The organism is Streptomyces sp. CB02009 (assembly GCF_001905825.1).
GTDB lineage: Bacteria > Actinomycetota > Actinomycetes > Streptomycetales > Streptomycetaceae > Streptomyces.
Genome location: NZ_LIVV01000002.1, coordinates 1185855 through 1205820, shown reverse-complemented (window position 1 = coordinate 1205820; position 19966 = coordinate 1185855). Strand labels below are relative to the sequence as shown.

Sequence of the window (19966 nt, the reverse complement as noted above, 5' to 3'; positions counted from 1 at the left end):
GTCATGCCTGCTCACGGTACGCACCGCCGTCCCCGCCGCCGCCCCGCCCTCCGTGGACTCGCGCTGGTCGGCACGGGCGGAGCCGCCCTCGCCCTCCCGCTGCTCAGCCCGGCCGTGGCCGGCGCCGCGCCCGTTTCCGGAGCTCCGGAAATCGCTGCCAAAACCATCACCGCTCCCGCCGCCCCGGTCGCCGCGAAGGCTGCCGTGAAGGCCCCTGCCGCTCCGGCCGCCGCGCGCACCTACACGGTCGTCAGCGGCGACTCGCTTTCCCTGATCGCCCAGAAGAAGGGAATTCAGAGCGGCTGGAAGGGTCTTTACAGCGCCAACAGGAGCGCCGTGGGTGACAATCCGTCACTTATTCACCCGGGCCTCGAACTGACGCTTCGTCCGGGCTCCGTGAAGGCCGCGGCTCCCACGAAGGCCAAGAAGTCCGACACGACCGAACGGGCGAGCCGCTCCGAGCGCCGGAGCGCCGCCCCGGCCGCCGGCACGGGTGCCTCGGCCGCCGCCCCCGCGGCCGCCGCCGCCCCGGTCAAGGCCGCGCCCGTCGCGGCCACCCAGTACGCCAACAACCTCGACGGCTGGATCCGCCAGTCGCTGGACATCATGGCCCAGCGCGGCATCCCCGGCTCGTACGACGGGATCCACCGCAACATCATGCGGGAGTCCTCCGGCAACCCCCAGGCCATCAACCTCTGGGACTCCAACGCCGTGGCCGGCACCCCGTCCAAGGGTCTGCTCCAGGTCATCGAGCCGACCTTCCTGGCCTACCACGTGCCCGGCACGTCGATGGACCTGTTCGACCCGGTCGCCAACATCACCGCCGCCTGCAACTACGCGGCCGACCGCTACGGCTCCATCGACAACGTCAACGGCGCCTACTGATCCCGGAAGTGCCCGGTGAACCAGGATGTGGCGAGCTCCGCCACATCCTCCAGGGCGCCCGGCTCCTCGAAGAGGTGCGTGGCGCCCTCCACGACCTCCAGCCGGTTCTCGCAGCGCAGCAGCGACGCGGCGCGCCGGTTGAGGTCCAGGACCAGCGCGTCCCTGCCGCCGACCACGAGGAGCGTCGGGGCCTCGACCCGCGCCAGGTGGTCGGCCGCGAGGTCCGGCCGGCCACCGCGTGAGACGACGGCGGCCACGGAGGACGCGGGGTCGCCCGCCGCCCACAGCGCGGCGGCCGCTCCCGTGCTGGCCCCGAAGTAGCCCAGCGGGAGGCCTTCGCTCTCCGGCCGCCCGGCGAGCCACTCGGTCGCGCGGGCCAGTCTGCCGGCGAGCAGCGGGGTGTCGAAGACATGCGCCCGGTCGACGGCCTCGGCCTCGGTGAGCAGGTCGAACAGCAGCGTTCCGAGTCGCGCCCGGTTGAGCGCCCCCGCCACCGCCCGGTTGCGGGGGCTGTGCCGGCTGCTCCCGCTGCCGTGGGCGAAGAGGACGATGCCGGTGGCGTCCTCGGGCACCGCGAGCCGGCCCGCCAGCGCGACACCGTCGGCGACGGGGATCCGTACGTCCGCGTCCTGGACGACCGGCCCGTGCGCGGCGCGGATCCGGTCCAGACAGGCGACGACCTCCGCGTCCGGGGTCTGCGTGAAGTCCCGGTAGAACTGCCCGATCGCGGAGAAGACCTCCGGCGCGTGCACGCTCACCGTCTCATCGGCCTCCCCGCCGAGCCGGGCCGTCCATCCGCGGGGCGCCACCGGCACCGCGAGGACGATCCTGGCGGCGCCCCGGGCCCGCACCACCCGACAGGCCGCCAGCGCCGTGGCACCGGTGGCGAGACCGTCGTCCACGACCAGGACCGTCCGGCCCTCCAGGGGCACGGAAGGCCTGCTGCCCCGATAGCGGCGGGCCCGCTGGTCGAGCACGACGTGCTCGCGCTCCTCGACCGCGGCCAGATCGCGCGCGCCGACCCCCGCCTCGTGAAGCACCCGCTCGTTCACCACCCGTACGCCGCCCTCGCCGAGCGCGCCCATCGCCAGCTCCGGCTGCTGCGGCACCCCCAGCTTCCGTACCAGGCAGATGTCGAGCGGGGCGTCGAGGGCGTCGGCCACCTCGGCCGCCACCGGAACCCCACCGCGCGGCAGACCGAGCACCACGACGTCATGGCCCTTGAGATGGCCGAGCCGGGCGGCCAGCTGCCGACCGGCGTCAGTGCGATCACTGAAGAACATGACCTGTCGTCCTTCCGCCTGCACGGCTCCGGGCACGCGGAACGCCGTGCTCCGTCCCCTGCCCGTCCCTCCAGGGTAAGGCGCCCCTTCCCCGGCGGGCGGGTGAGCCGGACGTCAGCGGGACTGGAGGGCGTCGAGGGCCACGGCCTGGGCTATCGCGAGGCGCCGGTCGAGCTCGGGGTCCGCTATGTCGAGCACGTACCGGTCGCGGAGGCCGAAGAGCTTTTCGACGGACATCACCGAGCGGCCCGACTCGGTGAAGTCGAAGTGGTACGGCACGACGAAGGGGAGCAGGTCGGTGTAGGGCAGGAACTCCCATGCACGCCGCAGCAGCGCGAGGCCCTCGCTCCGCTCCTGCCCGGTCGACTCCTCCTCGGCGCCCTCGCGGCTCAGGTGCCAGGTGCTGCGCAGCAGGGAGGCGCCGAAGTTCTTCCGGAAGCTGCCCAGCCGGGTGCCGGACGCTCCGTGCACGTCGTAGGTCGCGCCGAGGTCGATGACCTGGCGGGCCTTGAAGGTGAAGAGGACCTGGCGCCGGGACTCGTCGGTGTAGAAGGTGACCTCCTCCTTGAACGCCAGTCTCTTCTGGTGGGCGAAGGCGACCAGTTCGCCCTCCTCGCCGTCCGCTCCCGCCGTGTGCACCAGGTAGCGGTTGGCCATGGGCGTCACCTTCTGCCGGACGAGGAAACGGTGCTGCGTCTGCGCGAGGCCCATCGAACGTGCTCCTGCTGGTCGTGGGCGGGTCGGTCGAGGACCTGCCCCATGAGGTCGTGAGCACGATGATCCGGTGCCGGGGGGCCGCACCGCTGTCCTCGAAAGTCGTCGCCTGCTTCGACGTTCGGATGAGAGTCGCCGGCCCGACCTCAGCCGGACCGCACCGCGGCTCCCTCCCGCATCGCGACTCCCTCCTTCACCGCAGCTCCCTCGCGCTCAGCAGTCCCCTCCCGGGGCCCGGAACACAGTCGGACCCGGGCCGCCCTCGCCCGGGGCCCGGAGAACGGCCGGACCCCGGCCGTCGTCCTCGCCCTGACCCTCGACCTGAACGTGACTCTCACCCTGTACCTGACCATGAGGGTTCTGGCGTACCTGACCATGAGGGTTCTCGCCACGACCGTCCCCGCCGCCGCACTCGCTCCCCAGGCGCCCACTCGGCTCCGCCATGCCTCTCCCGCCTTCCGCTCCTCCGGCCGGTGCGCTCGCGCACCCTTCACGGGTCGGGTGCCCGGTGGCCGGGGGGCGTCACCGGGACCGAAGTCCCCGGTGACACCGCGGAAGGTCCCTCAGGCGGCGAGGAAGGCCTCAATGGCCTCGGCGAGCGCCTGCGGGGTCTCCTCGGGCGCGTAGTGGCCGGCGTCCTTGAGGACCTCCAGTCGCGCGTTGGGGTACCAGCGCAGCCAGGTCGCCTCCATCGCCTCGGCGCCGAGCGCCGGGTCGTGGGCGCCGACGACGAGCAGCACGGGGGCCGGGTTGTCGCGGACGCGCTCGTGGAAGTCGGTGCGCGACCAGGAGTCCAGGTAGGCGCGGAAGGCCGTCGCCGAGGAGCGCCGGACGGAGCGCTCCACGAGGGTGCTCAGCCAGGCGTCGTCGTACCGGCCGCCGGTGGTGTTGTCGATGATCGCGCGCCGGTTCGCCGCCTCGTCGGCGGCGCCGGCGAAGAGCTCCCAGGTCGCGCCGTCCATGGGGAAGCCGGCCGCGGAGACGGGTGAGATGCCGATGATCGAACGCACGCGGTCGGGCGCGTCGAGGAGCATCAGCTGCGCGGCCTTGCCGCCCATCGAGTGCCCGACGACGGAGAACGAGTCCCAGCCGAGGTCGTCCGCGACCGCGAACGCGTCGGCGGCGACCTCCTCCATCGTGTACGCGCCCGCGTGGTCCAGCGCCTCGCCGTAGCCGCGGCAGTCGACGAAGGCGTACGCGCCGGCGGCGTCGTTCAGGTGGGCCCGCAGCGGGGCGAAGCTGGTGCGGTCGCCGAACCAGTTGTGGAGCACGAGTGCCCGCCTCGGACCCTCGCCCTGCACCTCGTACGGAAGAACCCGGCCCGTCATCCTGCCCCCTGGTCGTGAGGTGGCGCGGCGCCCCTGCGGCGCCGGTCGACGACCGAGTGTGACGGGACGGACGCGTGCGGTCAACACCCCCAGGCCGGGCGGGCGGGAGAAGAGGTCCGGGATGCGATGCCTTTCCGGTGAGGGGCATCCTGGCTGTGTGACCTCGCACGGCACGACCGCCCCTGGCCCGGCGGGCAGCAGCGGGCGTCTGTCCGGGGAAGGAACTGCCGACGGGCCGGTTTCCGGTGCTCTCACCTGGACGCTCGCCGAGGCGGCGCTGCGGGCGGTCGACGAGGTCGGGGGCTACGCCGGCGGGGTGTACCTGCGCTCCGGAACGCCCGGACTGCTGCGGATGGCAGCCCTGGTGGGACTGCCGGGTCCCTTGTTCCGCCCGTGGTTCCGGATGCACACGAACCGGCCCTTCCCGATCGCCGAGGTCCACCGCTCCGGACAGGCCGTCCACCTGCATGACGTCGAGGAGGCCATGCGGCGGTTTCCGCAGCTGGTGGCCAGCCTGCCGTTCCCCTTCGCCTCGCTGTACACCCCGGTCGTCGCCGGTCGCGAACGGTTCGGGGTCCTCGTCGCCCTGCGAGCGCCGACTCCCGGGGTCCCGGTGGACACCCGCGACCGGAACCGGATGACCCGGGGCGCGCTGCGCCTCGGCGAGACCCTCGCCGAGCTCTCCCGCCAGGGGACGACCGTCGAATGGCCCGGCGACCCGGTGTGCGTGCAGCTCTCCACCTCGGGCGCGCCTCCGGTCCGCTTCGGCTCCTTCGACTGGGACCTCGACAGCGGCATGGTCGCGCTGGACTCCGGCCTCCTGGCGATCCTCGGCGCCGACGTGCCCTCGCCGTGCCCGATCGGCGTCCTCACCTCGCTCCTGGAGCCGGAGGACGGCTACGCCCTGTGGGCGGCGGCACGGCAGGCGACGGGGCCGGACGGGCGGCCGGTGGTGCGCCGGATCCGGCTGAAGGGACCGGACGGAGGTCTGCACCTGCTCGAGGTCTCCACACGGGCGCGCAAGACCTCCCCGGGCACGGCATCGCACACAGACCCGGGCGGCACACCACACGCGGGCGGGGGCGGGGCGGGCGCACCTCGGCTCGGCACCGGCGGTGTCAGCACCGGTCTGCGGCTCACCTGCACCCTCGTCGACCTCGGCACCGGTCTGATCGGCTCCGATGCCACGGACCGGCTCCCCCGCGCGATCCTCGCAATCGACCGCCTGGGACGCGTCACCTACGTCAACGAACGCACCGAGCGGCTGCTCGGCCGCCCCCGGAAGGCCCTGGCGGGACGGCCGCTGTGGGAGGCACTGCCCTGGTTCGCCCTCCCGTTCCACGAGGAGCAGCTCCGCGCCGCGATGATCTCCGGCGACCCGGTGCGCTTCCTGGCCCGCCCCGAGCGGAGTCAGTGGCTCTCGGTCTCGCTCCATCCCGGGCGGGACGGCGTGACCATGGTCCTGGTGCCGGAGAACGAACCGGTCCGTCCCCCGCCGGAACGCCCCACGCCCGAGCGCCCCCAGCCCGGCCCGCCGGCGGAGGACACCTTGTCCCTGCCCGACGACCAGGTGTCGGCCCTGTACCGGCCGGTGGCCCTGGCGATCGCGCTGTCCGAGGCGGTGACGGCCCGACAGGTGTCGGCGGTCGTGACGGAGGAGCTTCTTCCGGCGTTCGGCGGGCGCCAGCTGGCCATCTACCTGCTGAGCGACCGTCGGCTGTATCTGGCCTGGGAGACCGGCTTCCCGCCGGGCTTCCTCGAACCCTTCGACGGCGTGGCCCTGGACGCCCACGTGCCCGGCGTGGAGACCCTCACGACGGGCAGGCCGCTGTTCTTCGAGTCGATGAAGCAGCTGGGCCGCCGGTATCCGGATCTGCCCTTGGACGCGCACTCGGGGGCACGGGCGTTCCTGCCGCTGATCGCCTCCGGCCGGCCGGTCGGCTCCTGCATCCTCGGCTTCGACCGGCCGCGCGGGTTCAGTTCGGAGGAGCGGACGGTCCTCACGGCGCTCGCGGGCCTCATCGCGCAGGCGCTGGAGCGGGCCCAGCGGTACGACACGGAGTCGGCGGTGGCCCGCGGGCTCCAGGACGCGCTCCTCCCCCACCGGCTCCCGGTCCGGGAGGGGGTGGACACGGTGGGTCGCTACCTGCCCGGCACGCAGGGCATGGACGTCGGAGGGGACTGGTACGACGTGATCGAGACGGGGCGTGGGCGCCTGGCGCTCGTCATCGGCGACGTCCAGGGGCACGGGGTGGCGGCCGCCGCCACCATGGGACAGCTGCGCAGCGCCGTGCGGGCCTTCGCGCTGGCCGGCCATCGGCCCCAGGACGTGATGCGGGGGACCAACCGGCTGCTCATCGACCTGGATCCCGGGCAGTTCGCGAGCTGTTGCTACGTACTCCTCGACCCGAAGTCGGGTCAGCTGCGGGCGGTACGGGCCGGGCATCCGCCGCCGTTGCTCATGCATCCGAACGGCATGACGGAGCGGATCGAGCTCGCGGGCGGGATGGTGCTGGGGATCGACGTCCGCGCCTCGTATCCGGTGACGCGGCTGCAACTGGACCCGGGTGCGGTGCTCGCGCTGTTCACGGACGGGCTCGTGGAGAAGCCGGGCCAGGACATCGACGACGGGATCGAGCTGCTGCGCCGGGCGCTCGCGGCGACCGCATCGATGCCTCTCGCGGAAGCGGCCGACCGGGTGATCCGGGACGCCCGGCAGGTCACGTCCCGCCCGGACGACATCGCTCTGCTGCTCGCGGCGCGGCGGCCCGAACACGACTGACGGTCACCCGGTCGGGCCCGTGGCACTGGTCGGTCGCCGTGGGCACGGGGAGGCTGGGGGTGCCGTGCCGATCAGGCCGGACGAGCCAGGGCGTGAGCCCGAGGAGGACACGTGCAGCAGGACAAGCAGCCCGAGTACGGCCCGGTGGTCTTCCGCGACCGCTCGGCCGGGTACGCCTTTCTGACCCGGTCCACGGCGACCAGTGACCGGACCATCGAGTGGGACGACGGCAACACGTACCCCGTGGTCGACGTCGAGATCTCCTCCGAGAGCCACCCCTTCTACACGGGCACGGCACGGACGGTGGACTCCGAGGGCCGGATCGCCAAGTTCGAGCGGCGCTTCGGCGAGGAGAGCTGACACCTGCCTCGTGGAACTGGCCGGAAGGTGGCCGGTTCGCCTTCCAGGATGAGGTCACGAAGACGGCGGAGCGCTCGCGCTCCGCCGATGACTCCCTGGAGGGGAAGAGCTGTGATCGTGGTGACCGGAGCGACCGGGAACGTCGGACGACCGCTGGTGGAGCTGCTGGCCGCGGCCGGTGAGACGGTGACGGCGGTGAGCCGTCGTCCGGCCGGCGGGCTGCCCGCGGGAGTGACGCACCGGCAGGGGGATCTGGCCGATGTGAACGGCCTCAAGGGGCTGTTCGAGGGCGCGGACGCGGTGTACCTGCTCGTGGCGGGTCTCGGGGACGAGCTGGATCCGCGCGGGATCGTCGCGGCTGCGGTGGCCGCCGGGGTGCGGCGGATCGTGTTCCAGTCCTCGCAACTGGTGGGAACGCGGACCGATTCGGTGTCGCACGAGATTCTGCGGGGCTTCGAGACGGCGGTCCGGGAGTCGGGGCTGGACTGGACCGTGCTGCGGCCGGGCGGCTTCGCCTCGAACGCCTTCCTCTGGGCCGAGCAGGTCCGCTCCGCGCGTACGGTGGCGGCTCCGTTCGCCGATGTGGCGCTGCCGGTGGTGGACCCGGTGGACATCGCCGGTGTCGCGGCGGAGGTGCTGCGCGACCCCGCGGCGCACGCGGGTCGGACGTACGTCCTGACCGGGCCGGTGGCGGTGTCGCCGCGGGAGCAGGTGCGGGCACTGGCCGGGGCGCTGGGCGACGAGGTCGCCTTCGTGGCGCTGAGCGCGAGCGAGGCCCGTTCCCGGCTGGTGGAGTTCCTGCCGGAGGACGCCGTCGACGGGATGCTCTCGGTGATGGGCGAGCCCAGCGCGGAGGAGCAGCGGGTGAGTCCCGATGTGGAGCGGGTCCTCGGCCGGGCGCCGCGGCCGTTCGCGGCGTGGGCGAAGCGGAACGCGCCCGCCTTCGGCTGAGGAACGGCGACGCTGGGCGGCTGACGGACGGCTGGGCCGTCCGGTCCCGGGACCGCGTCCGCCGGGCCGGCTGGGCCGGTGGCCGCGGAGGACCTAAGCGAGGGCGGGGACGCACGCCGCTCGGACGGCGTCCCCCGCCCAGGCCGGGAAGGTCGAGCGAGAGCGCGCGGGGCGCCCTCGGCTCAGCTCGGAGAGGCGATCAGGCCTTCGCGATGCCGGACTCGGAGACCTTGATGACCGCGGAAGTGGCGCCGGAACGCGAGCCGAGGCCCTCGATCTTCTTGACCAGGTCCTGGCCCTCGACGACCTCGCCGAAGACGACGTGCTTGCCGTCGAGCCAGTCGGTGACGATCGTGGTGATGAAGAACTGCGAGCCGTTGCTGTTCGGGCCGGCGTTGGCCATCGAGAGCAGGAACGGGCGGTCGTGCTTCAGCTTGAAGTTCTCGTCGGCGAACTTCTCGCCGTAGATGCTCTTGCCACCGGTGCCGTTGCCACGGGTGAAGTCGCCGCCCTGCAGCATGAACTGCGGGATGACGCGGTGGAACGGGGAGCCGGCGTAACCGAAGCCGTGCTCGCCGGTGGCGAGCTCACGGAAGTTCCGCGCCGTCTCCGGGACGACGTCGTCGAACAGCTTGAAGGTGATCCGGCCCGCGGGCTCGTCGTTGATGGTGATGTCGAAGTAAACGTTGTCGCTCATGGGGACATCCTGTCATTAGTCACGCACGGCGCGCGCACGGGCCGCCTCCTCGCGGGTCACGGCGTGCCGGTGCCCCGCGGCCCGTCGGGGGCGCGGGGCACCGGTCGTCGCGGGTGTCACCGGTTCAGAGCAGCCCGCCGGCGCCGGGGGCGGGAAGGGTGCTCTGGGCGCCCTGGACGGTGTCGAGGACGGTGTCGACGCCCTTGTCCTCCTGGAGGAGGCCGGTCGCACCGCCCAGCGGGCTCTCGGCGGCGTTGGCCTGCGGCGGAGGCGTGACGAGGGCGGTGACGACGCCTGCGGCGAGGGAGGCGATGGCGAGCATGCTGCGCTTCTTCATGCCCTGGTCAACTGCTGAACGGCCGAGGAGTTACGGGCTGCGCCGGAACCGGACCGACGGAATCCCCGCCCGGCCCTCGCGCTCGCGCCCGCCCGGCCCCCGCGCTCACCCGCGCCGACCCTCGCGCCCGCGCGCGTCGGCGCGAGCGCACCCGGCTCGGACGGAGCCGCATCGAATGGAGCCAGAAAGCGGAGAATCTACACTAAACGGGTGGAACCGCACGGCGTGCGCGCATGTCTCTGTCAGTGACACCACTGTCCCCGGAGCAGGAGAAATTGGGGGACGTCATGCATCACCGTCACACCCTCGCGGCCGTCGCCGCGGGAATCCTGTTGACCGCCGGAATCGGCGCCACGATCCCGGCAGGCGCCACGAACAGCCCGTCCCCGAGCGCGTCGACACCGGCCACGGCCCTGGTCGTCAACGCCCGCTGGGGCGGCCACGCGGCCTTCGACCGGCTCGTGATCGACGTACGGGGCGCGCTGCCCCCGGTCACCGTGCACCGGGTCGGCGCGCTGCACTACGACGGCTCGGGCGGGCGGGTCCCGCTGGCGGGCAAGCAGTTCCTGGAGATCCGCCTCTCCCCCGCGGCCGCCCACGACGACGCCGGAAGGTCCGTGTACCAGGGACCCCGGCTCCTGAAGATCCATCTGCCCGCGCTCAAGGGGGTCGCCCTGACCGGCGACTTCGAGGGCGTGGTCACCATCGGAGCCGCCTTCGACACCACACCCGTCTACAAGACCTACCGGCTGCACGCGCCGGAGCGCTTCGTCGTCGACATCGCCCACCCGGTGGGCTGCCGGGCCTGAGGACCGCCGGAGGTGGGGCCGTCCGGAGCGCCGGCACCACCTCCGTACTCGTCCTCCGTACTCCTCCCGCGTACTCCTACGGCCGGTCGCCTGCGTGGCCGGTCTCCAGATAGAACGGGGTGCCCGTCCTGCGGGCCCGGTCGGTGCCCGCGAGACGGGCGAACTCGCGCGGCTCCATCTCGCGCTCCCACTCGTCGAGCGTGCTCAGGCGGTACTCGCTGTGCTCCTCGGGGTCGAGGACGACGCCGGCGATCTGCTCGTCCGTCAGCTCGCCCCCGTCGAAGACGAAACCGATGTGGTTGGCGGGCCAGTCCTCGCCGCGGTCGGTGACGAAGTGGGTGCCGAGCAGGCGCGGTTCGCCGGTGAAGACGATCCCGGTCTCCTCGCGGCACTCGCGCACCGCCGTCTCCCAGGGGGTCTCCCCCGGGTCCATGTTCCCGCCGGGCCACTGCCACAGCTCGGTGTCGTAGCTGGCGCGCAGCTGGAAGGGACGGCCTCGGGTGTCGGTGAAGTAGAGGCAGGCGTACGCCGTCGCTCTCGGCAGGGTCGCGACGTACTCGACGGGCGGCAGCCAGATGTTCGCCATGGGCGGCTCTCCTTCGACGGGCCGATGGGGATCACGCTCATCCAAGCGGCACCGGGCACGACACCGGGCCGCTCGCGGGTGGATCACCGGATCGTGTGATCGATTTCCCGCCGGTCCGGGCCGTCCTTTGTCAGGTCGCCCCTCCCGCGCCCAGGGCGTCAGAGTGGGGCGGGCGCGCGCGGACGGGGTCAGGCGCCGGTCGGGGTGTCGCGGCGCAGGCGCCGGTCGAGCAGCCGCTCATGGACCAGGCGGCCGACGAGGGCGCTTCCGTACACGACGAAGCCGACGCCGACGAGCCACGACTGGAGGACGAGGACGGTGCCGAACTGACCGTAGGTCACGGCGTTCGAGGCGATGAGCGGGGAGAAGACCAGCTGGGAGAAGACGCGCAGCCCGAGCAGGCCGAGCGCGGTCAGCACCGCCCCCGGGGCGAGGGCGCGCCAGCGGATGCGCCCGCAGAGCAGGAAACGCTGCGACCACCAGAAGAAGAGGAAGGTTCCGACCAGGTCGCCCAGGGCGACGAGGAGGGTGACCCCCGCCGGGGACTCGGCCGGTGCGGGGGTGGCGACGAACAGGAGCAGGCAGGCGACGAGGGCGCCCAGCCAGACGACGTGCCTCCACATGGTGTGCCAGCGGGCCGTGGGGAGGTCCCAGGCCCGCTCGTACCCGGTCTGCACGGCCGATCCGAAGGTGACGCCGAAGGCGGCGAGGGCGGCGAGGCCGAAGGCGGTGGTGCGCTGGAGGGCCTGCCCCGGCTGCCCGAAGAGCCGCTCGACCTCCTCCTCGGAGACCTCGGAGACGCCGAGGCCCTGGACGAGCCAGCGGGCGAAGCCCTGGCCGCTGGCGAGGTCCGCGGCGGCGACGACGATGAGGAGCGGCACGAGGGTGAGCAGGCTGAGCGCCGCGAAGCCCATGGCGCGGTGCATGAGTTCCATGGCGCGGCCGCGGTTCCAGGCGAGCCCGACGGGTGAGGCGAGGACGCGGGTGTGGAGGTGCTGGAACCAGTGGCCGTGTTCATGACCGTGTGCGCGGTCATGTTCTCGGCCGTGCTCGGGGCCGTGGTCGGCGGGGGAACCGTCGTACGGCGGACCGGGTGTGGAGGGCATGCCTCGTGAGGTACCCGGATGGGCGGTGGGCCATCGCGGGGGTGCGGCCGAACGGGTGCCGGGCGGGGCGGGGGTCAGGGCGTGATCGGTCGGGCCCCGGGGCCGGGACGGACGGTGACGTCGCGGGCGGCCAGGGTGGCCCGTTCCTCGCCGTCGCACTGGACGACGACGCGGACCGGGGCTCCGCAGTCGGTGTGCCGGATGTCGAGGACCGCACCCTCCGGTTCGCCCGCGTGGGTGTCACCCCACTGCTTCAGGGCCAGGAGTACGGGCCAGAGGTCGACGCCCTTGCGGGTGAGCCGGTACTCGTACCGGGTACGGGAACCGGGTTCACGGTACGGCTCCGCCCGCAGCAGGCCGGCCGCGACCAGTTTGCGGAGCCGGTCGGCGAGGACGGCCTCGGACAGCCCGAGGTGCCGGCGGAACTCGTCGTAACGGCGGACGCCGTTGAAGGCGTCGCGCACGATCAGCAGGGTCCACTTCTCGCCCACGAGCTCCAGGGCGCGGCCGACCGGGCAGTTTTCCGTGTCCGTCTCCAGCCACTTCATCGTCACACTGTAGCCACCTGGCTGCGTCGTTGACAGTCAGCTTTCAGGAGAGCTAGCTTCGCCGTACAGAGCCAGCTGGGAGTCAGCCGGCCATGTCGGGCGGAGAGTGGTCATGGGGCGGTCGCGCACGGTCGAGTGGGAGGACGCCGGAGCCACCGCACGGGCCGCCGGGACGATGGCGGGCCTCGACTTCCTGCGGGAGATGGTGGCGGGCCGCCTGCCGGGGCCCCCGATCGCGGCGCTCCTCGGCTTCGGCCTCGAGGAGGTCGAGGACGGTCGCGCGGTGTTCGCCTTCGAGCCGGGCGAGGAGCACTACAACCCGATCGGCAGCGTGCACGGCGGGGTCTACGCGACACTGCTCGACTCGGCCGCGGGCTGCGCGGTCCACTCGACGCTCCCGCTGGGCACGGCGTACACCTCGCTCGACCTGGCGACCCGGTTCCTCCGGCCCATCACGGTCGACACCGGCAAGGTACGGGCGATCGGCACGGTGATCTCGCGCGGGCGCCGGACCGCGCTCGCGGAGGCGGGACTGTACGACGCGGAGGACCGGCTGCTCGCCCATGCGACCAGCACGTGCATGCTGTTCCCGGTCCCGGCGGCGGGCGAGGGCGGCACGCGCGCGTAGAGCCGTCCGGCGGGACTCGGCAGGGACCGGTTGCCGGTCCCTGCCGGGCCACAGACGTGCTTCGGTCAGCGGACGTGGTTCGGGCCCCGGACGTGGTCAGGTCAGCGGAGCCCGGAGACCGGGCGGGTGCGGGTGCAGCCGTCCGGGGCGACGTCGGGGACGCCGTTGGCCTGGAGGGCGGCGCTCACCAGGGTGGCGAGCAGGTCGATGTCCGACCCCATGTCCAGACGGACCGTCACCCACCCCGATCCGGCCCGCATACGGACCGCGCTCGACCCCAGGAGGGCATGGCGCAGCTTCGCGACCATGGCGCGGGTGAGGTGGACGTCGGCCTCGTGCTCGCCGTGGAAATGCACGATCTCGTGCGTCGCCGTGCCCAGTCCGAGCGCGGCACCGCAATGGGCGCGGGCGGGGGTCAGCGAGGGCCAGCTCATCAGACGTTCACTGGCATGCCTGGCCGTGTTCATACGAGGAGCGTGCCGGGCCCCGGGGCCGCGCACAAGCGTCCGGCCGGAAGAATCCCGCTGAGGGCCGAAACATGCTGGAGGCAGGGGTGGGGTGACCGTCTGTCACGGCGTTCCGTGGGGCAGATGTGACCCTGTGTCACTGGGGTGGACGCGCGCGGATGCGGGCGGCGAGGACGGCCACGTCGTCCTCCGCTCCGTGCGCGCCGAGGCGGTGGAGCACCTGGTCGACGACCTGGTCGGGCCCGCAGTCCGGGGGAAGCCGGAGGGCGGCGAGCCGCGCGAGGGAGTGGTCGATGTCCTCGCCGCGGCGCTCGACGAGTCCGTCGGTGAAGAGCAGCAGGGTGTCACCGGGACGGAGCGGGCGCGTGGTCGGTTCGTAGCCGCCGACACCGGTGCCGAGGGGCGGGCCGACGGGCAGGTCGACGAGGTCGGCCGAGCCGTCGGCTCCGAACACCGCGGGCGGGAGATGCCCGGCGCTCGCGAAGGTCGCGGTGCCGCGGGCCGGGTCGACCCGGACGAGCAAGACGGTGGCGGGGCGGCGGGCTCCGTCCTCCGCGACCACGGAGTCGAGGTGGCGCAGCACCCGGTGCGGGGGCAGGTCGGTCGCGGCGACCTCGCGGAGCGCGGTGCGGTAGGCGTTCATGTCGACGGCGGCGTCGAGGCCGTGCCCCATGACGTCGCCGACGACGAGCAGGCTGCGTCCGAAGTGGAGCCGCACGGTCTCGAACCAGTCCCCGCCGACGAGGGCGCGGGGCCCGGCGGGGAGGTAGCCGCCGGCGATCTCCAGATTGGGGTGCGGCCGTCCCGGCTCGGCGACGAGGGCGCGCTGGAGGTGGAGCGCGGCGTCCTCGGCGGCGGCGAGACGACGGGCGTGCCCGAGATGCCGGGCCGCGAGACGGGCGGCGTACCGGGCCAGCGCCACCTCGTCGGCGGAGAAGGGCCCGCCGCCGGTACGGCTCAGGGTGACCGTCCCGAGCGGCTCCTCGTCGTGGACGGCGAGGGGGACGGAGATCCGGTGCGCGTCGGGGTCGTCGGGGGCGGCGGGGTCGCCCGCCGATCCCGCGACGGACCGGTCCGTGCGCCCCGCCGGCTCCGGCTCCGACTCCTTCGGCCCGGCCGGCTCCGGCGGCTCAGACGGCTCGGGCCGCCCGGACAGTTCAGCCGACTCGGGCGACCTCGCCGACTCGGGCCGCCCCGTCGGCTCCGGCGGGGTCGCCCGGGCGGCGCGCCGCGGTGGGGCGCCCGGTTCCGTCAGGAGGTCGACGGTGGCGGTGGCGCGCAGGTGCCGGGCGGTGAAGGCGGCGAGTTCGCGGCAGGTGGTCGTCCCGTCGAGCGTCGTGCCGATCTCGCCGACCGCCCGCTCCATGGCCCGCAGCCTGCCGAGGAGGGCGCCTTCCCGCGCCCCTTCCCGCGCCCCTTCCCGCTCCCGTTCCCGTTCCCGCTTTGCTCCCCGCTCCGCTTCCCGTTCAGTTTCCCGTTCCGCCACGACACCTCCACCGCCGCGCGGTCCCCGGGTGGCGTACCCGGTCCCCCCATTGCACCAGCGGGTGGCGCCCCGCGCGCGGCACGGACCTCGCGCGGGACGGTTGTGCGGCGGTGCCTGATCTGATCAAGTACAGCAGAGGCTACTGGCCAGTACGAGATCTCGCTCCCCGGGGGGACAGCTCATGACGACCGGATTCTTCAGCTCCGTCGACGATGTCGCCGATCGGCTCGCCGCGACCGGCTACCTCGCCTCGCCCGCCGTCGCCACGACCGTCTTCCTCGCCGACCGCCTCGGCAAGCCGCTCCTCGTCGAGGGCCCGGCCGGAGTGGGCAAGACGGAGCTCGCCAAGGCGGTCACCGAGGTCACCGGCGCGCACCTGGTCCGGCTGCAGTGCTACGAGGGCGTCGACGAGTCCCGCGCGCTGTACGAGTGGAACCACGCGAAGCAGCTCCTGCGGATCACGGCCGGGCGGGGCGAGTCCTGGGACGAGACGCGGACGGACATCTTCGGGGAGGAGTTCCTGCTCCCCCGGCCGCTGCTCACCGCGATCCGCTCCGCGCAGCCGACCGTGCTCCTCATCGACGAGACGGACAAGGCCGACGTCGAGGTGGAGGGCCTGCTCCTCGAGGTCCTCAGCGACTTCCAGATCACCGTCCCCGAGCTCGGGACGATCAAGGCGACCCGGCGCCCGTTCACGGTGCTCACCTCCAACGCGAGCCGCGAGCTCTCCGAGGCCCTGCGCCGCCGCTGCCTCTTCCTGCACATCGGCTTCCCCGAGGAGGAGCTGGAGCGCAGGATCGTCGCCCTCAAGGTCCCCGGTCTCGACGACGTCCTCGCCGCGTCCGTGGTGCGGGTCGTGGGAGCGCTGCGGGCGATGGACCTGCGGAAGGTGCCGTCCGTCTCGGAGACGATCGACTGGGCCCGTACGCTCCTCGCGCTGGGCGCGGACCGGCTGGACGAGCAGGTCGTACGCGAGACCCTGGGCGTCCTGCTCAAGCACCAGGAGGACATCGTGAGGGCCGCCGCCAAGCTCGACCTGGACGCGGTGTGAGCGGGTCCGTCGACGCCGCGGCGGCCTCCGCCGCGCCGACGGCGGCCGCGACCCGCCTCACCGGTCTCGTCGCGGCGCTGCGTGCCCACGGGTTCGGGATCGGGACGGGCGAGACGGTGGACGCCGGGCACGCCCTGGAGGCGGTCGGCTTCACCGACCGGGAGCGGGTGCGCGAGGCCCTCGCCGCGACGCTGCTCCATGGCGAGGCCCAGCGTCCGGTGTTCGACCGCGTCTTCGACCTGTACTTCCCCCTCGGCCACACCCGGGCCCTGGGGGCGGACGGGACCGCCCCGGCCGGTCCGGCCGGTCTCGCGGCCCTGCGCGACCGGCTCGCCGAGGCCCTCACCACCGCAGACGGCGCCGCTCTCGACCGGCTCGCCGCCGAGGCGGTGGGCGGTTTCGGCGGCTACGGCTCCGGCCCCGAGTCCGACGGCTGGTCCTCGTACCAGACCCTGTCCCGGCTGCGCCCCGAGACGCTGCTCGCCCGCGTGCGCGAGCGGCTCAGGGCCGCGCCCGGGACCGAGGGGCCCGAGTTCACCGAGCGGCTGCTCGACAACGAGATCCGGCGCCGTATCGAGGCCTTCCGCGAGCGGGTGCGGACCGAGGCCCGGCGGCGGGTGGCCGAGCGCCAGGGCCGCGACCGGGTCGCGCGCCGCGCGGTCGCGGGCACGGCGGACACCGCCGACTTCCTGCTCGCCGGGCGGGCGCAGCTGGACGAGCTGCGCCGGACGGTGCGGCCGCTGGCACGGAAGCTCGCCACCCGGCTCGCGGCCCGTCGGCGCCGGGCGTCGCGCGGGGAGATCGATCTCCGGCGGACGCTGCGCCGCTCGCTGTCGACCGGCGGTGTGCCGGTGCGGCCGGTGCTGCGCCGGCGTCCTCCGCGGCGGCCCGAGCTGGTCCTGCTCTGCGACGTGTCCGGTTCGGTGGCCGGTTTCGCGCAGTTCACGATGCTGCTGGTGCAGGCCCTGCACGACCAGTTCAGCCGGGTACGCGTCTTCGCCTTCGTCAACCGGGTGGACGAGGTGACGGGGCTGATCGCCCGGGGGGCCGCTGATCCGGCCGGGCTCGGCGACCGCATCCTCGCGGAGGCGGAGCTGACCGGGTGGCACGGGCAGAGCGACTACGGGACGGCCCTGGGCGAGTTCGCCGACCGGTACGCCGAGGCTCTCAGCCCCCGCACCGTGGTCTTCGTCCTCGGGGACGCCCGGACCAACGGCTCCGACCCGAACCTCGCGGCCCTGAAGACGATCGCGGACCGCGCCCGCCGGGTCCACTGGCTGAACCCCGAGCAGCCTTCCCTGTGGGGGACGGGCGATTCGGTGGCGCCGGCCTACGCGGACCTCGTCGAGATGCGCCCGTGCCGGAACGCCCGCCAGCTGGGCGCCCTGATCGGTCGCCTGCTGCCCGTGTGACCGCGCGGGGCGCGGCGGCGGGGAGCGGGCCGGAAGCGTCCGCGGCGTGGCACCATCGGTCCATGGCCACCGGATCCGACCGTCCCGAGACGGAATTCCCCCGCGCCATCGGCGCGCCCGCCACCCGTGCGCTCGCCGCGGCGGGCTACACCCGGTTCGATCAGCTCGACGGTGTTCCCGCCGCCGAACTCGCCGCCCTGCACGGCGTGGGCCCGAAGGCGCTGCGGGTGCTCGGCGAGGAGCTCGCGGAGCGGGGCCTGTCGCTGCGGTGAGTGCCCGTCGCGCCCACCGGGACCTCGGCTGTACGGCGGAAGGGGCCGCGAACTAGCGTGGCCCCCATGGAACTCTTGGGAGAGATCACCGCCGACCGTCCGCTGCTCGTCCTCGCCGTCAAGGAGGAGGCGCAGTTCCTGGACACGGACCTGCCGGTGCTGCTGACCGGCATGGGCAAGGTGAACGCGGCGACCGCCCTCGCCCTCGCGCTCGGCCGCGGTCCGCGGCCGTCCGGGGTCGTGAACCTGGGTACGGCGGGGGCGCTGCGTCCCGGCATGACCGGGACGCATGTGATCGGCACCGTGGTGCAGCACGACTTCGACGGCCGGCTGCTCGCCACGCTGACGGGCGAGTCGTACGGCGCGCCGCTGACGCTCCCGGACGGTGGTGAAACGGTTCTGGCGACCGGGGACACGTTCATCTCGGACGAGGCCGCCCGCGCCCGGCTCGCGGAGCAGGCCGCCCTCGTCGACATGGAGGGGTACGCCCTGGCGCACGTCGCCGCGACCGCCGGAGTGCCGCTGCGGATCGTGAAGCACGTCAGCGACGAGGCCGGGGAGGGCGCGGCGCGCACCTGGCGCGAATCGGTCGCCGACTGCGCGCGGATCCTCGCCGACTGGGCGGCGGCGAACACCCCGTACCGCGTCTGAGGGGACGGAGCCCGGCGGCCGCCGGGTGACGGCCGCCGGGCTCCGGGCCGGTCAGCGGTGCTGGAAGTGGACCTCCGGGTTCGCCGGTGACGGGCCGTCGAGCAGCGGGCGCGGGAGCCCGCGCAGGTGCTGGTCGAAGAAGGCGGCGACGTACGTCCGGGTGACGGCGACGGCGCGGTCGGTGAGCAGCTCGGGCTGCGGCAGGCCGAAGTGGCGTGAGATCACCGGGCCGTCGGAGAAGGTGAAGTGCTCGGAGCCGGCGACGGTGACCCAGCGCTTCCAGCCGTCGAGGGCGTTCCACGTCCGGTCCCAGGTGGTGTCCGTCCCCCCGGGCAGATGCATGGCGTCGTGGGTCCCGAGCATCATGAACGGGCGGCCCCGCAGGCCCTCCGCCGGCAGCTCCTCCCAGAACGACCCGTCCATGTTGATGCCGGCGTCGATACGCGGGTCGGCCACCATCGCGGAGGCCGCGCTCGCCCCGCCGATGGAGTGGCCCGCCATGCCGATCCGGCGGGCGTCGATCACACCGGCGTGCCTCCACACGGGCCGGGGTCCGGTGAGCCGGTCCAGGACGTAGCGCATGTCGGCGGCGCGGGTGGACGTGACGACGCTGCCGTGCACGCCTCCCTCGTCGAGGGCCGTGCAGGCGACGCAGGTGAGGGTGCGGCCGCCGGGCAGGCTGATCCCGTAGGACTCGTAGGCGTGGTCGACGGAGGCGACGACGTAGCCGCGCGAGGCGAGGTCCTCGGCGAGATGGGTGAGGGTCCAGCGGGAGACGCTGAAGCCCGGTGAGAGCAGGACCAGGGGGCGTCGGCCCGGGGCGGGCCGCGCGTCGGCCTTGCTGTGGGTGCGCGTACGGGCGAGGACGTCGCCGGAGACGCCGGGCCCGAGCTGTTCGGCGAGCAGGCGTGCCTCCTCCCCGGTGGCGTACGGGGCGGGGCGGCCACCGCCCGCGGCCGGGTAGTGGAGGGTGACCATGAGCGCGCGTCCGTCGGCGGTGGGAACCCACGGGTCGGTGCGGGACCGGTCGACGAGCGGGAGGACGGTGCTTCCGACGGAGTACGGCCCGGTGGGCGCGGGCAGCGTGGCGGCCCTCGCCGGCTGTGCGGTCGCGGTCGGCCGGGGCTCGGGGGCGGCCGCGGCGGCCGCACCGGCGGGTAAGGCGACGGAGCAGACGAGGAGGGCGGCGACGGCCGCTCTGGTGAATCTGATCATGCGGCCACGTTAGGAGTCCTCACCGCCTCGTCGCGTCCTGCTGCGGGCCCATGTGGCGTCAGCCCGGAGAGGGATGCGCTCGGGGTGAAGTGCCGCCGGATCCGGGCCGCTTGTCGGTGCGTCGGCCGAACTCCGGTACCGTCGGGCTCCGTCCGCCCGCCCAGCTCCCGGAACGGCCTTGACAGTGCCGAAGGCGGCCTGCCTAAGCTGAGCCGCTCCCTTCCTGAACCCGGACGGGATCTCGGCCCGGACCTGCGGGGAGGCGGATGTGCGCGGAGCCAGCGCGGAGCCGCACGGCTCGCGTCCCGGCCTCCGGCCGCGTGCGCGGCTGGTCTGCCGGCGGCACGTCGACCTCTGCCGTACCTCGTCGGCCATCTGTCCTTCCCCGCGCGTCTGAC

Annotated in this window: 22 protein-coding genes; 11 read left to right on the top strand and 11 right to left on the bottom strand. The window is 73.7% G+C overall.

All coding sequences use genetic code 11. The annotated features are described in order from the left end of the window. Window positions 1-3 precede the first annotated feature (3 nt). Complete coding sequence (locus AMK27_RS12440; protein ID WP_073905583.1) at window positions 4-885, top strand: LysM peptidoglycan-binding domain-containing protein; 882 nt, start codon at window positions 4-6, stop codon at window positions 883-885. Here AMK27_RS12440 and AMK27_RS12435 read toward each other — a convergent pair. The 3 genes from AMK27_RS12435 to AMK27_RS12420 all read right to left on the bottom strand — a co-directional run bounded on the left by AMK27_RS12435 (window position 879) and on the right by AMK27_RS12420 (window position 4210). Further along, window positions 879-2168, bottom strand: a complete 1290-nt coding sequence (locus AMK27_RS12435; protein WP_073905582.1) for a phosphoribosyltransferase family protein — start codon at window positions 2166-2168, stop codon at window positions 879-881. The genes AMK27_RS12440 and AMK27_RS12435 overlap by 7 nt on opposite strands. Window positions 2169-2282: 114 nt before the next feature. Next, window positions 2283-2879: a hypothetical protein gene (locus AMK27_RS12430; protein WP_073905581.1), complete on the bottom strand. Its 597-nt coding sequence runs from the start codon at window positions 2877-2879 to the stop codon at window positions 2283-2285. 566 nt (window positions 2880-3445) lie between these two features. Beyond that, window positions 3446-4210 (bottom strand): alpha/beta fold hydrolase, encoded by a 765-nt coding sequence (locus tag AMK27_RS12420; RefSeq protein WP_073905579.1) that lies wholly within the window; start codon window positions 4208-4210, stop codon window positions 3446-3448. 157 nt (window positions 4211-4367) lie between these two features. Between AMK27_RS12420 and AMK27_RS12415 the strand changes: the two genes are divergently transcribed. From AMK27_RS12415 to AMK27_RS12405, 3 genes are all read left to right on the top strand, one after another. After that, entirely contained in the window at window positions 4368-6992 is a 2625-nt protein-coding gene (locus tag AMK27_RS12415) for a SpoIIE family protein phosphatase (protein WP_073905578.1), read from the top strand. Between the two features lie 111 nt (window positions 6993-7103). Next, a complete protein-coding gene (locus AMK27_RS12410; protein WP_073905577.1) occupies window positions 7104-7352 on the top strand; it encodes a type B 50S ribosomal protein L31 in 249 nt (82 codons plus the stop codon). Between the two features lie 111 nt (window positions 7353-7463). Continuing rightward, complete coding sequence (locus AMK27_RS12405; protein ID WP_073905575.1) at window positions 7464-8303, top strand: SDR family oxidoreductase; 840 nt, start codon at window positions 7464-7466, stop codon at window positions 8301-8303. Window positions 8304-8502: 199 nt separating this feature from the next. Here AMK27_RS12405 and AMK27_RS12400 read toward each other — a convergent pair whose 3' ends face one another. Continuing rightward, on the bottom strand, window positions 8503-9000 hold the full coding sequence (locus AMK27_RS12400; RefSeq protein ID WP_073905573.1) for a peptidylprolyl isomerase: 498 nt from the start codon (window positions 8998-9000) through the stop codon (window positions 8503-8505). 124 nt (window positions 9001-9124) lie between these two features. Continuing rightward, a complete protein-coding gene (locus tag AMK27_RS12395; protein WP_231069703.1) occupies window positions 9125-9337 on the bottom strand; it encodes a hypothetical protein in 213 nt (70 codons plus the stop codon). A 287-nt stretch (window positions 9338-9624) separates the two neighbouring features. On the opposite strand from AMK27_RS12395, the gene AMK27_RS12390 reads away from it, so the two are divergent. Further along, window positions 9625-10146, top strand: coding sequence for an AMIN-like domain-containing (lipo)protein (locus tag AMK27_RS12390; RefSeq protein ID WP_073905570.1), 522 nt, complete (start codon window positions 9625-9627; stop codon window positions 10144-10146). A 76-nt stretch (window positions 10147-10222) separates the two neighbouring features. On the opposite strand, the gene AMK27_RS12385 is transcribed toward AMK27_RS12390, so the two are convergent. The 3 genes from AMK27_RS12385 to AMK27_RS12375 all read right to left on the bottom strand — a co-directional run bounded on the left by AMK27_RS12385 (window position 10223) and on the right by AMK27_RS12375 (window position 12386). Continuing rightward, entirely contained in the window at window positions 10223-10732 is a 510-nt protein-coding gene (locus AMK27_RS12385) for an NUDIX domain-containing protein (RefSeq protein ID WP_073905567.1), read from the bottom strand. Window positions 10733-10920: 188 nt separating this feature from the next. After that, entirely contained in the window at window positions 10921-11838 is a 918-nt protein-coding gene (locus AMK27_RS12380) for a YhjD/YihY/BrkB family envelope integrity protein (RefSeq protein ID WP_073905564.1), read from the bottom strand. Between the two features lie 74 nt (window positions 11839-11912). Then, window positions 11913-12386, bottom strand: a complete 474-nt coding sequence (locus AMK27_RS12375) for a winged helix-turn-helix transcriptional regulator (RefSeq protein WP_073906089.1) — start codon at window positions 12384-12386, stop codon at window positions 11913-11915. Between the two features lie 112 nt (window positions 12387-12498). Between AMK27_RS12375 and AMK27_RS12370 the strand changes: the two genes are divergently transcribed. Further along, window positions 12499-13014, top strand: coding sequence for a PaaI family thioesterase (locus AMK27_RS12370; RefSeq protein WP_073905562.1), 516 nt, complete (start codon window positions 12499-12501; stop codon window positions 13012-13014). Window positions 13015-13115: 101 nt separating this feature from the next. On the opposite strand, the gene AMK27_RS12365 is transcribed toward AMK27_RS12370, so the two are convergent. Both AMK27_RS12365 and AMK27_RS12360 read right to left on the bottom strand, forming a co-directional pair. After that, window positions 13116-13481: a luciferase domain-containing protein gene (locus AMK27_RS12365; protein WP_241847438.1), complete on the bottom strand. Its 366-nt coding sequence runs from the start codon at window positions 13479-13481 to the stop codon at window positions 13116-13118. Window positions 13482-13617: 136 nt separating this feature from the next. Then, on the bottom strand, window positions 13618-14847 hold the full coding sequence (locus AMK27_RS12360; protein WP_073905556.1) for a PP2C family protein-serine/threonine phosphatase: 1230 nt from the start codon (window positions 14845-14847) through the stop codon (window positions 13618-13620). A gap of 301 nt (window positions 14848-15148) precedes the next feature. On the opposite strand from AMK27_RS12360, the gene AMK27_RS12355 reads away from it, so the two are divergent. The 4 genes from AMK27_RS12355 to AMK27_RS12340 all read left to right on the top strand — a co-directional run bounded on the left by AMK27_RS12355 (window position 15149) and on the right by AMK27_RS12340 (window position 18353). Then, on the top strand, window positions 15149-16018 hold the full coding sequence (locus tag AMK27_RS12355) for an AAA family ATPase (RefSeq protein ID WP_073905554.1): 870 nt from the start codon (window positions 15149-15151) through the stop codon (window positions 16016-16018). Continuing rightward, window positions 16015-17430: a VWA domain-containing protein gene (locus AMK27_RS12350; protein WP_073905551.1), complete on the top strand. Its 1416-nt coding sequence runs from the start codon at window positions 16015-16017 to the stop codon at window positions 17428-17430. The genes AMK27_RS12355 and AMK27_RS12350 overlap by 4 nt, the downstream gene beginning before the upstream one ends. A 62-nt stretch (window positions 17431-17492) precedes the next feature. Continuing rightward, window positions 17493-17702, top strand: coding sequence for a DNA-binding protein (locus tag AMK27_RS12345; protein WP_073905549.1), 210 nt, complete (start codon window positions 17493-17495; stop codon window positions 17700-17702). 66 nt (window positions 17703-17768) lie between these two features. Next, window positions 17769-18353 (top strand): nucleosidase, encoded by a 585-nt coding sequence (locus tag AMK27_RS12340; RefSeq protein ID WP_241847437.1) that lies wholly within the window; start codon window positions 17769-17771, stop codon window positions 18351-18353. Between the two features lie 51 nt (window positions 18354-18404). On the opposite strand, the gene AMK27_RS12335 is transcribed toward AMK27_RS12340, so the two are convergent. Further along, window positions 18405-19568 carry an alpha/beta hydrolase family protein gene (locus tag AMK27_RS12335; protein WP_073905543.1) on the bottom strand — a complete coding sequence of 388 codons (1164 nt, stop codon included), beginning with the start codon at window positions 19566-19568 and terminating at the stop codon, window positions 18405-18407. Between the two features lie 268 nt (window positions 19569-19836). On the opposite strand from AMK27_RS12335, the gene AMK27_RS44330 reads away from it, so the two are divergent. Further along, window positions 19837-19965: a putative leader peptide gene (locus AMK27_RS44330; RefSeq protein WP_338014304.1), complete on the top strand. Its 129-nt coding sequence runs from the start codon at window positions 19837-19839 to the stop codon at window positions 19963-19965. Window position 19966: the final 1 nt, after the last annotated feature.

Bases quoted from the DNA above. Each gene is read 5' to 3' on its own strand.
- AMK27_RS12440 (WP_073905583.1), top strand. From the start codon at position 4: ATGCCTGCTCACGGTACGCACCGCCGTCCCCGCCGCCGCCCCGCCCTC.
- AMK27_RS12435 (WP_073905582.1), bottom strand. From the start codon at position 2,168: ATGTTCTTCAGTGATCGCACTGACGCCGGTCGGCAGCTGGCCGCCCGG.
- AMK27_RS12430 (WP_073905581.1), bottom strand. From the start codon at position 2,879: ATGGGCCTCGCGCAGACGCAGCACCGTTTCCTCGTCCGGCAGAAGGTG.
- AMK27_RS12420 (WP_073905579.1), bottom strand. From the start codon at position 4,210: ATGACGGGCCGGGTTCTTCCGTACGAGGTGCAGGGCGAGGGTCCGAGG.
- AMK27_RS12400 (WP_073905573.1), bottom strand. From the start codon at position 9,000: ATGAGCGACAACGTTTACTTCGACATCACCATCAACGACGAGCCCGCG.
- AMK27_RS12395 (WP_231069703.1), bottom strand. From the start codon at position 9,337: ATGAAGAAGCGCAGCATGCTCGCCATCGCCTCCCTCGCCGCAGGCGTC.
- AMK27_RS12390 (WP_073905570.1), top strand. From the start codon at position 9,625: ATGCATCACCGTCACACCCTCGCGGCCGTCGCCGCGGGAATCCTGTTG.
- AMK27_RS12385 (WP_073905567.1), bottom strand. From the start codon at position 10,732: ATGGCGAACATCTGGCTGCCGCCCGTCGAGTACGTCGCGACCCTGCCG.
- AMK27_RS12380 (WP_073905564.1), bottom strand. From the start codon at position 11,838: ATGCCCTCCACACCCGGTCCGCCGTACGACGGTTCCCCCGCCGACCAC.
- AMK27_RS12375 (WP_073906089.1), bottom strand. From the start codon at position 12,386: ATGAAGTGGCTGGAGACGGACACGGAAAACTGCCCGGTCGGCCGCGCC.
- AMK27_RS12370 (WP_073905562.1), top strand. From the start codon at position 12,499: ATGGGGCGGTCGCGCACGGTCGAGTGGGAGGACGCCGGAGCCACCGCA.
- AMK27_RS12365 (WP_241847438.1), bottom strand. From the start codon at position 13,481: ATGAACACGGCCAGGCATGCCAGTGAACGTCTGATGAGCTGGCCCTCG.
- AMK27_RS12360 (WP_073905556.1), bottom strand. From the start codon at position 14,847: ATGGAGCGGGCGGTCGGCGAGATCGGCACGACGCTCGACGGGACGACC.
- AMK27_RS12355 (WP_073905554.1), top strand. From the start codon at position 15,149: ATGACGACCGGATTCTTCAGCTCCGTCGACGATGTCGCCGATCGGCTC.
- AMK27_RS12345 (WP_073905549.1), top strand. From the start codon at position 17,493: ATGGCCACCGGATCCGACCGTCCCGAGACGGAATTCCCCCGCGCCATC.
- AMK27_RS12340 (WP_241847437.1), top strand. From the start codon at position 17,769: ATGGAACTCTTGGGAGAGATCACCGCCGACCGTCCGCTGCTCGTCCTC.
- AMK27_RS12335 (WP_073905543.1), bottom strand. From the start codon at position 19,568: ATGATCAGATTCACCAGAGCGGCCGTCGCCGCCCTCCTCGTCTGCTCC.